The sequence below is a fragment of the Pseudomonas citronellolis genome (assembly GCF_001586155.1).
GTDB lineage: Bacteria > Pseudomonadota > Gammaproteobacteria > Pseudomonadales > Pseudomonadaceae > Pseudomonas > Pseudomonas citronellolis.
Map to the genome: position 1 here is coordinate 2,317,731 of NZ_CP014158.1, position 13,859 is coordinate 2,331,589.

Here is a 13,859-nt window from a genome sequence, read left to right on the forward strand (position 1 = left end):
CCCACCTCCAGGTCCCGAATGCCCATGTCCATCGCCGACAGCCTGCTTGCCTTTACCTTCGCTGCCACATTGCTGGCGCTGACTCCCGGCCTGGATACCGCCCTGGTGCTCAGAACGGCCGCGGTGGAAGGCAAGCGGGAAGGGCTGCGCGCCGCACTGGGCATCAACGCCGGCTGCCTGCTTTGGGGCGCCGCTGTCGCTTTCGGGCTGGGCGCATTGATCGCCGTGTCCGAGTTGGCCTTCAACGCGCTGAAGTACTGCGGCGCCGCCTATCTGGCATGGCTCGGGTTGAACCTGCTGCTGCGGCCGCGGCATAGCCTGGCGCCGGTCGAAACCCAGGGCAGGGCGGAAACCAACTGGTTCCTCAAGGGCATGCTGGGCAACCTGCTGAACCCCAAGGTCGGTGTCTTCTACGTCTCGTTCCTGCCCCAGTTCATCCCGCAGGGCCAGCCCCTGGTGGCCTGGACCTTCGGCCTGGTCGGCATCCACGTGGCGATCGGCCTGCTCTGGTCGCTGGTCCTCATCGGCGCGACCCGGCCGCTGGCGGGGGTGTTGCGTCGCGAAAAGGTCATCAAGTGGATGGACAGGACGACGGGCACGGTCTTTGTCCTGTTCGCCGCGCGGCTGGCGTTGAGCCGGCGTTGAGGCCCGCCGCGCCAAAGATGGCGTTATCCGCCGAATCGCGGACAGAGTCCGCTCCTACAAGGTAGCCGGGAAGCACGGCATTCCTCCCCCCGAGCGGACCTTGTCCGCGATAGCCGGAGGTATCGGCGCGGTTCGCGGATGAGATCCCCTACGTAGCCCCACCCGCGCCATTCCCCTGTAGGAGCGCGCCCTGCGCGCGAATCGCGGGCAGGGCCCGCTCCTACGAAGAGCAGCGCATGCTCCTGCAGGCTGCCGGCAAGAGCCTGCCCCTACCACGCCCGTAGGATGGGTGGAGCGAAGCGATACCCATCGCCGCCGCAGAATGGGTTTCGCAGGCTCAACCCATCCTACGAAGAGCGCATCGGCGAGTGGCTCTTACGTTCCCCGTCCGCGATGGGATTCACCGGCCACGCCGAACGCCCCGGTGGCACGGCCTGCTGCCGAACCACGGTTGCGACGGGGCCTTGCGGTCAGATGCCCTCTGAAACCGGTGATAGACTGGGCCGTTTCAGCGCCCCTGCCTGGCCAAGGAGATTCATCCATGTTCGGAGTGACCGATTACGGCGCGTTCCTCGTTGCGTTCATCGTTCTGCTGGCCATTCCCGGGCCGGGTAACTTCGCGCTGATCACGGCCACCGGCAAGGGCGGCATCAAGGCCGGGCTGGCGGCGACCTGCGGGGTGATCCTGGGCGACCAGGTGCTGTTGTGGATGGCGGTGGCGGGCGTGGCGACCTTGCTGGCCACTTACCCCGCGGCCTTCCACGCGGTGCAATGGCTGGGCGCCGCCTACCTGGCGTGGCTGGGGCTGCGGATGCTGTTGAGCAAGCCGGGCGGCGCACCTCGCAAGAGCAGCATGCAAAGCGGCCATTACCTGCGCCAGACCATGCTGATCACGCTGCTGAACCCCAAGGCGATCGTGTTCTACATGGCCTTCCTGCCGCTGTTCATCGACCCGGTGAGGCACCAGGGGCTGGTGACCTTCGCCTTCATGGCGGTGACCGTGGCAGTGGTGACCTTCCTCTACGGCCTGGCGGCCGTCCTGCTGACCCACAAACTGGCCGAGCGCATGCGGGCCAATCCGCGCGTCGCCAATCTGCTGGAGCGCCTGGCCGGGGCCTGCCTGCTGGGGTTCGGCATCAAGCTGGCGGCAATGCGCTAGGCACCGGCCAGCGCAGGTGTCCGGCATTCGCCAGGTGCTCGGGAGAATTGCGCCGGGCAGGGCAAATCCAGTATTGTTGAGAACGATTATCATGTTTAACAAGACTGGAAGTTCATGGACCGCGAGCAGGCATTCGAACGGGATGTTGAACGGCTCTACATTGCCCACCACGGCTGGCTGAAGGGCTGGCTGCAGCGTCGCCTGGGCGGGCATGCCGATGCCGAGGACCTGGCTCAGGACACCTTCGTGCGCGTGATGCGTTCGCGCAGCCCCCTTGCCGACCTGCGCCAGCCGCTGGCCTACCTCGCCACCATCGCCAATAGCCTGCTGGTCAACCGTTGGCGACGCCAGGCAGTGGAGCGTGCCTACCTGGAGGCGCTGGCCGCGCGCCCGGAGCGGGTGGCGCCTTCCGAAGAAGAGCGCCTGCTGCTGATCGAAGCGCTGGTGGAGGTGGATGAACTGCTGCACGGCCTCGCGGCGCAGGTGCGAGAGATCTTCCTGATGTCGCAGCTCGACGGCCTGACCTACCCGCAGATCGCCGCGCACCTGGGCCTGAGCGTCAACCAGGTGCAAAAGGCCATGGGCAAGGCCTTCGCTGCCTGCTACGCCAGCCGCTTCGAGTGAGTGCCATGTCCCGCGATACCGACTCCCGTCCCATCCCCGCGCTCATCCGCGACCAGGCCATCGCCTGGTTCACCCTGGCCCAGTCGGGCTGCATGAGTGATGCCGAGCAGCGCCAGTTGCTGAACTGGCGCGAGGCGAGCAGCGAGCATGAGCGCGCCTGGCAGCGCCTGAGCAGCATTCCGCTCAGCCTGCAGCGCCACGCCGGCCCGCTGGCCGACCCACTGGCGCGGCAACTGGCCGGGCGCCGCCACTACAGCGAGCTGGACCGGCGCAAGGCGCTCAAGGTGCTGGTCGGCTTCGGCCTGCTCGGCGGGCTTGCCTGGCAGGGGCGCGACAGCCACTGGGTGCAAGGCGCCATGGCCGACTACCACACCGGCACCGGTGAACGCCGCCAGCGGACGCTGCCCGATGGCACGCGCCTCTGGCTCAATACCGCCACGGCAGTCGATGTGCGTTACACCGACAGCGCGCGCGAGTTGCACCTGCGCTATGGCGAAATCGAGATTCTCACCGCCAGCGATGCCGCGGGGCGGCCGTTCCGAGTGATCAGCCAGGAGGCGGTGCTGCAGCCCCTGGGGACGCGCTTCCGCGTCCGGCGGGAGAACGACGGGCAGGGCACCTTCCTGGCGGTCACCCAGGGACGCGTCGCCGCCAGTTCCCTGGCGGGCGGTGCGCCGACGGTGATCGAGGCGGGCTGGCAGGCGCGCATCGGCGCGGCTGGCGTGGGCACGCCGCAGGCGCTGGAGGTGAACGAGGGCGCCTGGGTCGATGGCTACCTGATCGCCGAGCGCATGCGCCTGGCGGACTTCCTCGCCGAGCTGGATCGCTATCGCCCCGGCCTGCTGCGTTGCGACCCGGCGGTGGCGGACATCCGCCTGAGCGGTTCCTACCCGCTGGGCGACACCGACCAGGTGCTGGCCATGCTGGCGGACAGCCTGCCGGTCAGGGTCCAGCGGCGTACCCGCTACTGGGTGACGGTGGGCCCTCGCTGAGGCGGATAGCCCCTCCAGCGTGGCGATGAAAATAATTCTCAGAAAAGTGGCAGGTTTTCGTTTCTCGCTTGGCCTAGGGAGAAATCCCTGCTCGCACACGCGGGCCCACAACGAGAAACGGACCCTCTGCCCATGACGCTTCACCCCATCGCTCGCGCTCTGCGCCAATCGCTCGGTTTGGCCATGCTCTCCTGTTCCGCGCTCGCCCTGCTGCCGGCCTTGCCGGCGCAGGCCGAATCCACGGCCACGCGGACCCAGCAATACGCCATCCCCGCCGGCCCGCTGGACCAGGTGCTGGGCGAGTTCGGCCGGCGCGCGGGCATTCCGATCTCGGTGAACGCCGGGCTGACCGAAGGCAAGCGCAGCGCCGGGCTCAACGGCGAGTACGGCATCGACGACGGCTTCGCCCGCATCCTTTCCGGCACGCGGCTGAGCGTGCGTCGCCTGGGCAACGGCGGTTACGGCCTGGTGCCCGCGCCGCAGTCCGGCGCGGTGCTGGAGATGGGCGCCACGACCGTCTCCAGCCAGCAGCTCGACCCGACCACCGAGGGCACCCAGTCCTATTCGGCCCGCGCGGTGACCATCGGCAAGGGCGCGCATACGCTGCGTGAAACGCCGCAGGCGGTGACCGTCCTGACCCGCCAGTACATGGATGACCGCAACATCACCACCATCGACCAGGCCATGGAGAAGACCCCGGGCATCACCGTGTACGAGTCGCCCATGGGCGGCAAGTACTTCTACTCCCGCGGCTTCATGATGCAGGGGCAGTACCAGTACGACGGCGTGCCGCTGGATGTCGGCGGCGAATACGTCCAGGCCAACAGCTTCTCCGGCGACATGGCCTTCTACGACCGCGTCGAGGTGCTCAAGGGGGCGGCGGGCATGATGAAGGGCTCGGGCAGCTCCACCGGCGGGGTCAACTTCGTGCGCAAGCGTGGCCAGAGCACGCCGGCCACCCACCTGACGCTCTCGGCGGGCTCATGGGACAACTACCGCGGCCAGGTGGACAGCGGCGGCCCGCTCAACGAGTCCGGCACGCTGCGCGGGCGCACCGTGGTGGCGCTGCAGGACCGGCAGTATTTCTACGACCTGGGCAAGCGCAAGGACCAGGTCCTCTACGGCGCCCTGGACTACGACGTGACGCCGGACACCACCGTCGGGCTGGGCGTCGCCTACGAGCGGCTAGACGCCAGGCCCTGCTGGCACGGCCTGCCGCGCTACAGCGACGGCTCGGACCTGAAGCTCAGCCGCTCGACCTGCCTGGGGGCGTCCTGGAACAGCTGGGACAGCGAGCGCACCACCGTCTTCGCCGACCTGTCCCACCAACTGAACGAGGACTGGGCCTTCAAGTTCGCCGGTGTCTGGACGCACAACGACCAGGACATCAAGTACGCCCTGTCCGAGACGCCGGGCGGCGTTACCCCGGGCGCGACCACGGCGCCTTCCTCGGTCTACTCCGGGCTGTTCGACTACGACCAGACCGACTACGGCTTCGATGCCTACCTGGACGGAAAATTCGATGCCTTCGGCCTGCAGCACGAGCTGATCGTCGGCGCCAACGCCAGCCGCGCGAAGACCCATGACCATTGGGCGCTGATCAACATGACCGGGCTGCTCGGCATCTCCCAGGACCCCTTCAACCCCAACCCGCACATGCCCGAGCCGGCGGACAGCTTCTACGCCTCCAACTCTTACCGGGGCGGCCCGGTTCCCACCGAGTCCGACACCCGGCAGTTCGGCACCTACGCCACGCTTCGGCTGAAGCTGGCCGAGCCTCTGACCTTCGTCCTCGGCTCCCGCGTCAGTTGGTACCGCAACGACCGCGACTCCTACACCCAGGCCTGGGACTACTGGCAGCACGACAAGAGCCAGGAGAACGGCCAGGTCACGCCCTTCGCGGCGCTCATCTACGATCTGAACGAGGAATGGTCCGTGTACACCAGCTACGCGGATATCTTCCAGCCCCAGAGCACCTACACCGACGAATCCGGCAGCCCGCTGCAGCCCAAGACCGGCGGCAGCTACGAAGTCGGGATCAAGGGTGAGCTGATGGACGGCCGCGTCAACACCGCCTTCAACCTCTTCCGCACGATCGAAGAGCACCGGGCCGAGGCGAACTACGACAGCGCCTGCCCCGGCTCTTCGGACGGCTACTGCTACAGCGACGCGGGCAAGGTACGGGCGCAGGGCTTCGAAGCGGAAATCAGCGGCGAGGTGATCGACAGGCTGCAGGTGCTGGCCGGTTATACCTACACCCAGACCAAATACCTCGAGAGCGCGGACGACAACCCGCAGGAAACGGCCTTCGCGGTCACCTATTTCCCGCGCCACCTGTTCCGCGCCTGGGCCGACTACCAACTGGCCGGCGAGCTGGATCGGTGGAGCGTGGGCGCCGGCGTCACGACGCAGAGCGACACCTCTGCCACGTCGTCCAGCGTGAAGTCGGTGCAGTCCGGCTACGCCATCTGGAGCGGCCGCCTGGGCTACCGCATCGACGACCACTGGTCGGTCGCCCTCAACGGCAACAACCTGTTCGACAAGAAGTACTACCAGAGCGTGGGGGCCATTTCCTGGGGCAACTTCTACGGCGAGCCGCGTAACTTCATGGTCACGCTGCAGGGCTCGTTCTGACCTCTGCCTCTTCAGGCGCCTCGCATTGTGAGGCGCCTTTCACAGGCACGGGAACGGAAGTTCGCTTCTGCTCGATGGAGGACGGTTGTTCATGGAGATGGGCAATGGTCACTGGCAGCTTCCGACCCAGGCTGGGTGAAAACGTCGTCCTCTCCTGCCGTAACTGGGCGACCGTCCTATCACCCCGCTGTACTGTTGAAGGTTTACATCTACGGTTACCTCAACCACATCCGGTCCAGTCGTCGCCTGGAGCGCGAATGCCAGCGCAACCTTGAACTGATGTGGCTGACTGGACGGCTGGCGCCGGACTTCAAAACCATCAGCCATCAAGCCAGGCCAGCCGCCCGGTGTCATCGCCGTCGGTTATTCGGACGGCAATGCACATTGGCGATTTTGCGCTAGCACCAGTTCAGAATTGGATTGGCATCGCCCCAACGAGTTGCTGGAAACTTTATAGTTTTCAGAACTTGCCTCTCAGGGTCACCATGAAGTTGCGCGGTGAGCCATACCAGTTGCCGTAGTCGCTGCTGGCCACGGTCTGGTAGTACTTCTTGTCGAACAGGTTGTTGCCGTTGAGAGCGGCGGTCCAGTGCTCGTCGATGCGGTATTCCACCAGCGCATTCCACAGTGCGTAGCCGGCCTGGGTGTACTCGAAGCTGTTGATGCTGGGGCTCAGTGATCCGTCTTCCAGGCGGCGCTGCACTTCACCGCTGACGTAGTTGCTGCTCTGAATAGTAGCGCCGGTGCCGACCTTCCAGCGCTCCAATTCGCCGGGCAGCTGGTAGGTGGTGAAGAACTTGAACAGATGCTTGGGCGTCTGTGTGCTGATAGGTTTGCCTACGGCGGTATCGTCGCCAGTCTTGCGCTGCTCGTTGAGGTTGAAGGTGTATCCGGCGGTGAGCTGCCAGCCCGGCGCCAGTTCGCCGGAGATTTCCGTGTCGAAACCTTTGCTGATCATCTTGCCGCCGGCTACATAGCAGCAGGCGTTGGTCGGAGTGTCCTCGTAGTACAACTGGATCGCGTTGTTCTCCTGCCTGGTGTAGTAGATCGCCGAGGACAGGTTCAACTGCCCGCCGAACAGCTCTCCCTTCACGCCCATCTCATAGGTGTCGCCGGTAATGGCCTTGAGCGGCTTGAGGTCCGCTCCAAGGATTTCCGGCTGCGGTTTGTAGATCTGCGCATAGCTGGTGTAGAGCGACCACTCGGGCGTGACGGAATACACTAGCCCGCCGAAGGGCGTGACGATGCCGCTGTCGCGGCCGCCATCCTTGCTGTCGGTGCCGAAGGAAGGCACCACGGCGTGGATGGTGTTGGAGTAGTCGGAGTAGCGTGCGCCGACGATCAGCTTGAGCGGATCGGCCAACTCCAGGCGAAGGGTGCCGTACGCGCCGCTCTTGCGCAGGTTCCAGTCCGGGTACTCGTAGTACAGATCCGGACTGGCTGGCTTGGGCAATGAGCCGATGTCGGTGGAGAACACGTCCACCGGTTGCCGTGACGCCCACTCGCTGTGGTCGGCATAGCTGCGCTGGATGTCCGAGTAATCGACGCCCATCAGGACTTCGTGACGGCGGCCGAAGGCGCTGAAGGCGCCTTGCAGGTTGGCGTCGAACAGGTCCTGGTCGATGGAGTAGTTGCGCACAATGCGCTGGAAGGTTGCGCCTTCGAGGGTGTCGGGATTGACCGGGCCGCTCACTGCACCCATGTCCTGCTCGGTGTCGTAGCGGCTGCGGGTGAAGCTGGAGTTGACCTTCCAGTTCTCGTCGAAGCTGTGCTCGACCTTGAGGAAGCCTTCCTTGCGCTCGTAGTTATTGCTCGACCAGTCCGCTGCCAGGGTAGTGCTGCGCGACAGACCCAGCGGGTCGCCGGTGGTGAAGCGTGGCAAGCCGTTTTCCCAGTAGCCGTCCATGTCGCGCCATTCGTAGGTGCCGCCGACGCTGACTAGGGTGTCGGGGGTGACGTCGGCTTCGAGCACGCCGAACAGGACATGCTTGTCACTGTTGGCGCCGCTGTAGAAGTAGCGTTTGTTCTCCTGGGAGGCGGCGAAGCGTCCGCGCAGGGCGCCGTCAAAGGCCAGCGGCCCGGTGACGTCGACTTCGCTGCGGTAGTTGTCCCAGCTGCCGGCGGACAGGTTGACCTGGGTCTGGGCATGGGGCAACGCGCGCTTGCGCACCAGGTTGATCACCCCGGAAGGCTCCCCGGTGCCGCCAAACAGGCCGTCGGAGCCGCGCAGTACCTCGATGTGGTCGTAGGCGGTGGTGTCGGCCAGGGAATCATAGGTCTGCTCGCGGAAGCCGGGTGTGCCGCCATCGACCTGCACGTTGGTCAGGGCGAAGCCGCGCGAAAGGATCTTGGTGTTGGCGTCGTTGCCGCCGACCAGGGTAATGCCGGTGGTCTGGTCGAGCGCTTCGCCGATGGTGGTGATGCCCTGGTCCTCCATGCGCTGGCGGGTGATGATTGAAATGGACTGCGGAATGTCCTTCAGCGCCCGGGCGCTCTTGCCGCCGATGTTGGCGGCACCGGTGGTATACGAGCCGGTGCCCTCGGTCATGCCGTCCAGAGACTGGCCGACCACCAGGGTGTCGTCCAGCGCCAGCGCCGCATTGGGGTTGCGCACCAGGCCGTAGACGCCATCGCCGCGGAACACCGCTTGCAGACCAGTGCCGCGCAGCAGGGCGGCGAGACCTTCTTCGACGCTGTAGTGGCCGCGCAGCCCGCTGGAGTTCAGGCCCTGGGTCAGGTCCGGGGAGAATTGCACGGTGATCTGCGCCTGGGCGGCGAAGCGGCTCAGCGCCTGGCCGAGGCTGCCGGCCTGGATGCTGTAGGTGTGCCCGGCGGCTTCCGGCGCGGCCTGGGCCGGCGGCATCGCCGACTGCAGGGCCATGGCCAGCGCGCTGAGCGCGAGCAAGCGGCGGGGTTGCGCCAGGCGCTGGCCGGGGGCGGCGCGCCGCGTTGTGGAGGCGGGGGTGATGCGGTAGGTCATGAATGGGTTGTCCTTTGTGTGTGGCAGTTCCACATCAAAGGACTGATGGCGGGAAAAAAGAGGCCAACATTTTTCAGCGCTTGCTGATGCTGATCCAGTAACGCGTGCGGTAGCTGACATCCACCGGCAGGGTGGCGGGCAGGGCGGCGAGGATCGCGTCGGTGTTGTCCAGCTGGAAGCCGCCGCTGATGCGCAGGCGCGCCGCCTCGTTGTCGCAACGCAGCCAGCCGTTGCGATAGCGCCCCAGTTCGCGGAGGAAGTCGCCCAGCGGCATGTCGTCGGCCACCAATTGGCCTTGGGTCCAGAGCAGGCTGTCTGCCTGGGCGGGGCGCGGCTTTTCCACGGCCCGTTCGCTGAACAGCACTTGGCTGCCCGCTTCGACGACCTGCCCGTCGCCTTGCCGCGGCATGACCAGCACCTTGCCCTGCAGTACCTGCAGTTGCGTCAGGCCGTCGAGCTGGCGGACGCTGAAGCGCGTGCCCAGCGCCTGCAGCAGGCCTTGTTCGGTGGCGACGCGCAAGGGGCGATGCGTCGGGCTTTGGCTGTCCGCGCCGCTCTCGACGAGGATTTCCCCGCGCAGCAGATGGATGAGGCGTTGCTCGTCGCTGAAGTCGAGGTCCACGGCGGTATCGGTGTTCAGGTCCAGCAGGCTGCCGTCGGCCAGGCGCAGGTGCTGGCGTTCGCCCACGGCCGTCTGGTAGTCCGCGGTCCAGCGCGTCCACGGGGCCTGGCGGTAGCCGAGGTAGCCGACCGGCAATAGCGCGGCCAGCACCAGCAGTTTTTTCATCGCCTGGCGCCGTTCGCGGTTGAGCGTGCCCATGGCCAGGTCGCGCGGCAGCAGGCCGAGGCGTTCCTGCACCCGTTGCACACGCTGCCAGGCTCGCTCGTGTTCCGGGTCGGCCGCGCGCCAGCGCCTGCAGGCCTGCTGCTGGCCGTTGTCCGCCGCGCCTTCGTGCAGGCGCATCAGCCAGTGCGCCGCCTGGCGGGCCACTTCGGGGCGGATCGGCGCGCCATTGTCGCCGCTCATCCCAGGTCGTCCTCGAACAGGATGCAGGCCTCGAAGGCGCTGACCATGTGGCGCTTCACGGTGCGTTCGCTGATGCCGAGCTGCTGGGCGATCTGGGCGTAGGTGAGGCCGTCGAGCTGGGACAGCAGGAAGACGCTGCGCACCATGGGTTTGAAGCGGTCGAGGAGGGCGTCGAGCTGCTGCAGGGTTTCGCGCATCAGCCAGAGGTCCTCGGCGGACAGCGCGAAGGCCTCGGGCACGCGGGCGAGCACATCGAGGTAGGCCTGTTCCAGGGAGTGGCGGCGGAAGTGGTCGTACACCAGGCGCCGACCGACCGTGGCCAGGTAGGCCCGCGGGCGTTGCAGGTCGAGGGCATCGCCGGTCTTGCGCTGGGCCTGGAGCAGGCGCAGGAAGGTGTCCTGGGCCAGGTCGGCCGCCTGGCTGGTGCAGCCCAGGCGACGGTACAGCCAACCCTTCAGCCAGCTGTTGTGCTCCATGTACAACAGCCCCATCTGATCCTTGCTCAAACCGACTCCCCCCACCCGGAAGTCGCGAACAATAATTGATAATTATTCTCACTTCAATGGGCGGCTGTCGGCTCGGCGTGCGGGCCTGTCTGGGGGGATCGCCGATGTCCTTTAAGCGCTTGCGCTCTTCTTCTGCAGGATCACCGACGCTTCGTTATAGGCACGCTGGAAGGCGTCGCTTTCGAGCCAGGTCAATGCCGTGTCTTCGTCTTCGCCGTGGAAGATCGCGCGATAGACGATCAGCAGGCCCATGATGAAATCGGTCGCAGCCTCTTCCGGCTCCTCGGCGACCACCAGCTGCAGCACCGGGTATTGCAGGAACACCAGGCACATGGCGAGCAGGCTGATGTCTTCTGCGTCTCTCATGGCCTGGAACAGATCGTCGAAATATGCCGGGTCGAAGCCGTTCTCCTTGATGTCCTCCAAGTCGAAGGCGTCCGGGTCGAAATCGAAGTCCTCGAACGGATCGTTGACCAGCAGATCGGTCAGAAGCGAATGGATGTCATGGGCTTTCGATTTGGCCATGCGGTTCTGCTTGGCCTTGGCTTTGGCCCGTCGGGCACGCTTCTTCTGTTTGTCTGGGGAGGCCATGGAGGCGGATTCCTTCTTGGCTGGGTTCTATCGTCGAATTTGGCGACTCAGAGCCCCCGAACCAGATCGGGGCTCGGACACAACGCACATTTTCACTTCTGGCCGTTCTCTGCCGGTCGTGACTGGCAGAACACGAAGGGACAAGGAGCGCCGGCAATGGCGTAGCCTACCTGGGATCGCGGCCTGGGTGGCGAACCAGACAAGAGCGAATGCATGAAGCTACTCAAGTACGCACGACTCCGGCCTGGCTCCGAACCCGTTCTTCGGCGTCTGTTCGCTGGCGCTCATCGCCCCGCAGGCAACCCGCTTGCCTGCCTGGCGAGGGTCCGTTCCACGAATGCCACGATCGCTTCGTTCATCTGCCCCAGGCCAGGCTCTTCCAGCGGATAGTGCCCGGCGTTGTCCAGCATCCGGGTCGTCACCTCGACGCGGCCGAGGCGCTGCAGGAAGGGTTGGCTGAGGGCGAGCGGGGTCCAGCGGTCGGCCGCTGGCTGTGTCAGCAGGACCGGGCACACGTCGAAGGCCTCCGGCTCGATGGCCGGTACATAGCCCATGTAGGCGCTGAGGAAGCGCAGGCTGGCCCAGTTGCCGGCCGAGGTGGGGTCCTTCAGGCAGGCCTTCAGCGCGGCGCGGTCGTTGACCAGCGTGTGCATCTTGCTGGCCAGCCACATCGGCATCTTCAGTCCGGCCAGTGGCGTGCGCGCCAAGGCGTGGATCATCGGAACGCCCAGTCGGCCCATCAGCGGGGTGAGCGCGGTCTGTTCGCGCACCCGCGGGACGCGCTGGTCGAGGAAGGTCATGCCGATGATGCCGGACACGTGCCCGTTCAGCGCGGCGGCGTGGTAGGTGAGCATGCCGCCCGCGCTCAGGCCGTAGAGGAAGATCGGCCGGGGATCACGGAAGCGCTCATGGTCGATGAAGGCGCTGGCGAGCTCCACCCAGGTGTCGTAGCGGACTTTCGCGCCGGCGGCGACCTTCGTTTCGCCGTAGCCGGGCATGTCGATGGCCACGGTTTCCAGCCCCTGCCGGAACAACGGCAAGCCGGCGATGGTGGACATCTGCCGGCCGTTGGTGCCGACGCCGTGGAAGAGGATGACCCTGGCCGCAGCCGCAGGATTGGCATAGCGGTCCAGATGCACCTGGTGGCCGCGCCAGGGCCAGTATTCTTCCTGCGGCGCGTTCGTGCTGTCGATGCGGTACTCGGGCGGCAGGAAGGCCTGGATCGCCTGCCATTGGGTCTGTTCTGCGTAGCTCATCGACGTCCTCGCACTGGACAAGAGAGGGTGGGTAAACCTATAAAGATGACATTTGTCACTTTCAAGAACATAACATATGTCTGATTTTCCGGATGTGCAAGCGCCGTTGCCGTCACCCAAGGGTAAGAGGGCGGGCCGGCTGCCCCAGCAGGAGCGTTCGCAGACGCGCATCGCCAAGGTGCTGGAGGCGGCGGAGCGGTTGCTGGGGGAGGTCGGGCCCGATGCGGCGTCGATCCCTGAAATCTCCAAGCTGTCGGGGGTACCGCGGGCGAGCATCTACCAGTTCTTTCCCGACAAGTACGTGCTCTTCGCCCACCTGGCGCGGCTGCAGATGGAGCGCATCGGTGCGCTGATAGTCGACCTGCAGCCGCTGGCGGACGAGGGCTGGAAAGGCGCGATCCACCGCATCGTCCGCGGCGTGGCCGAGTACTACAACACCCACCCGGCAGCCGCGGCGTTGCTGATGCGCGGCAACTTCACCCCCACCGACCGCAAGGCCCACGAGGAAAAGGACGCGATGATCGGCAACCTCCTGCGTGGCTACCTGCAGGCCCAGGGCGTGCTCGCCGGCCTGCCGCAGCAGCCGGACGCGGCGACGCTGTCGGTGGAGATCGCCTTCGCCTGCATGAAATACGGCTATCTGGCCCAAGGGCACATCAGCGAGGCGATCTGCGACGAGGCCGCCGCCGCCGCGATCGTCTATCTGTCGCGCTGGGAGTAGCGACAGCGGCGGGAGAGTGATGTCGCAGTGTCCCGTCCTCTCGATGACGGAAAACGACCATCGAGCCCGGCGGCGTGCTCGGGCGGGGGCACGGCCACAAGGACAGGCCGGGCACTGTCTACATCCTGCAGGGAATCATCACCGACCATCGCAACGGCGTCGCCACGGACTACGGGCCGGGCGTGGGCTGGCCCGAGGACAGGAACACCACGTACTGGCTGGAGAACACCAACTGCCGCGCGCCGGCGAGAGCGGCCAGCCCCGCCATTGCAGCGGGCGCTGGCCGGCAGGGGTTCAACGCCGGACCTTCGGCTTCGGCCGGCCCTGCACGCACTTGAAGCGCGGGTTGGACTTGCAGATCACGTACAGCCGGCCACGCCGTTTCACCACCTGGCAATCGCGGTGGCGCAGCTTGGCCTTCTTCAGCGAGGCGAGGACTTTCATCACGCCCCCTTGTTGCCGACGAACCCGGCAAAGCGCTTGTTGAAGCCGGCCACGCGGCCCTCGGCCTTGGTCTTGCGCTGCTCGCCGGTGTAGACCGGGTGCGAGGCGCTGGACACGTCCAGGGTCATGTAGGGGTAGGTGTTGCCGTCGACGTAGGTGTGGGTCTTGTCCGTCTGCGCGGTGGAGCGGATCAGGTAGAACACGTCGGCGGCCGTGTCGTGGAACAGCACGGGGCGGTATTCGGGGTGGATGCCTGGTTTCATGATGTCTCCTTTATGTA

13 protein-coding genes and 2 pseudogenes are annotated in these 13,859 nt (G+C 66.0%); 8 read left to right on the top strand and 7 right to left on the bottom strand.

The features are described from left to right. Positions 1-24: 24 nt before the first annotated feature. From PcP3B5_RS10550 to PcP3B5_RS30580, 6 genes and pseudogenes are all read left to right on the top strand, one after another. Positions 25-645, top strand: coding sequence for a LysE family translocator (locus PcP3B5_RS10550; RefSeq protein WP_043267038.1), 621 nt, complete (start codon positions 25-27; stop codon positions 643-645). A gap of 541 nt (positions 646-1,186) precedes the next feature. Continuing rightward, positions 1,187-1,804: a LysE family transporter gene (locus PcP3B5_RS10555; protein WP_043267037.1), complete on the top strand. Its 618-nt coding sequence runs from the start codon at positions 1,187-1,189 to the stop codon at positions 1,802-1,804. A gap of 114 nt (positions 1,805-1,918) precedes the next feature. Beyond that, positions 1,919-2,428, top strand: coding sequence for a sigma-70 family RNA polymerase sigma factor (locus PcP3B5_RS10560; RefSeq protein ID WP_043267035.1), 510 nt, complete (start codon positions 1,919-1,921; stop codon positions 2,426-2,428). 5 nt (positions 2,429-2,433) lie between these two features. After that, complete coding sequence (locus PcP3B5_RS10565; RefSeq protein WP_051878369.1) at positions 2,434-3,420, top strand: FecR domain-containing protein; 987 nt, start codon at positions 2,434-2,436, stop codon at positions 3,418-3,420. Positions 3,421-3,552: 132 nt separating this feature from the next. Continuing rightward, on the top strand, positions 3,553-6,054 hold the full coding sequence (locus tag PcP3B5_RS10570) for a TonB-dependent siderophore receptor (RefSeq protein WP_043267033.1): 2,502 nt from the start codon (positions 3,553-3,555) through the stop codon (positions 6,052-6,054). Between the two features lie 153 nt (positions 6,055-6,207). Further along, positions 6,208-6,381: pseudogene (locus PcP3B5_RS30580) on the top strand (transposase); the annotation flags it as partial. Between the two features lie 133 nt (positions 6,382-6,514). On the opposite strand, the gene PcP3B5_RS10575 reads toward PcP3B5_RS30580, so the two are convergent. The 5 genes from PcP3B5_RS10575 to PcP3B5_RS10595 form a co-directional block, all read right to left on the bottom strand. Beyond that, positions 6,515-9,034 (bottom strand): TonB-dependent siderophore receptor, encoded by a 2,520-nt coding sequence (locus tag PcP3B5_RS10575; protein ID WP_051878366.1) that lies wholly within the window; start codon positions 9,032-9,034, stop codon positions 6,515-6,517. A gap of 73 nt (positions 9,035-9,107) precedes the next feature. Then, on the bottom strand, positions 9,108-10,061 hold the full coding sequence (locus PcP3B5_RS10580; protein WP_043267032.1) for a FecR domain-containing protein: 954 nt from the start codon (positions 10,059-10,061) through the stop codon (positions 9,108-9,110). Continuing rightward, positions 10,058-10,552 carry a sigma-70 family RNA polymerase sigma factor gene (locus PcP3B5_RS10585; RefSeq protein ID WP_043267030.1) on the bottom strand — a complete coding sequence of 165 codons (495 nt, stop codon included), beginning with the start codon at positions 10,550-10,552 and terminating at the stop codon, positions 10,058-10,060. Before PcP3B5_RS10585 ends, PcP3B5_RS10580 begins: the two co-directional genes overlap by 4 nt. A 126-nt stretch (positions 10,553-10,678) precedes the next feature. After that, positions 10,679-11,158, bottom strand: coding sequence for a hypothetical protein (locus PcP3B5_RS10590; protein ID WP_043267028.1), 480 nt, complete (start codon positions 11,156-11,158; stop codon positions 10,679-10,681). A 284-nt stretch (positions 11,159-11,442) separates the two neighbouring features. Further along, positions 11,443-12,414, bottom strand: a complete 972-nt coding sequence (locus PcP3B5_RS10595; RefSeq protein ID WP_043267026.1) for an alpha/beta hydrolase — start codon at positions 12,412-12,414, stop codon at positions 11,443-11,445. Between the two features lie 76 nt (positions 12,415-12,490). On the opposite strand from PcP3B5_RS10595, the gene PcP3B5_RS10600 reads away from it, so the two are divergent. Next, positions 12,491-13,135, top strand: coding sequence for a TetR/AcrR family transcriptional regulator (locus PcP3B5_RS10600; protein ID WP_070065493.1), 645 nt, complete (start codon positions 12,491-12,493; stop codon positions 13,133-13,135). Positions 13,136-13,182: 47 nt separating this feature from the next. Beyond that, a pseudogene (locus PcP3B5_RS32540) lies at positions 13,183-13,473 on the top strand (hypothetical protein); the annotation flags it as partial. On the opposite strand, the gene ykgO reads toward PcP3B5_RS32540, so the two are convergent. Both ykgO and PcP3B5_RS10610 read right to left on the bottom strand, forming a co-directional pair. Beyond that, positions 13,430-13,579 (bottom strand): type B 50S ribosomal protein L36, encoded by a 150-nt coding sequence (ykgO, locus tag PcP3B5_RS10605; protein WP_009619020.1) that lies wholly within the window; start codon positions 13,577-13,579, stop codon positions 13,430-13,432. The pseudogene PcP3B5_RS32540 and the gene ykgO overlap by 44 nt on opposite strands. Further along, positions 13,579-13,842, bottom strand: coding sequence for a type B 50S ribosomal protein L31 (locus PcP3B5_RS10610; RefSeq protein WP_009619021.1), 264 nt, complete (start codon positions 13,840-13,842; stop codon positions 13,579-13,581). The genes ykgO and PcP3B5_RS10610 overlap by 1 nt, the downstream gene beginning before the upstream one ends. Between the last annotated feature and the right edge of the window lie 17 nt (positions 13,843-13,859).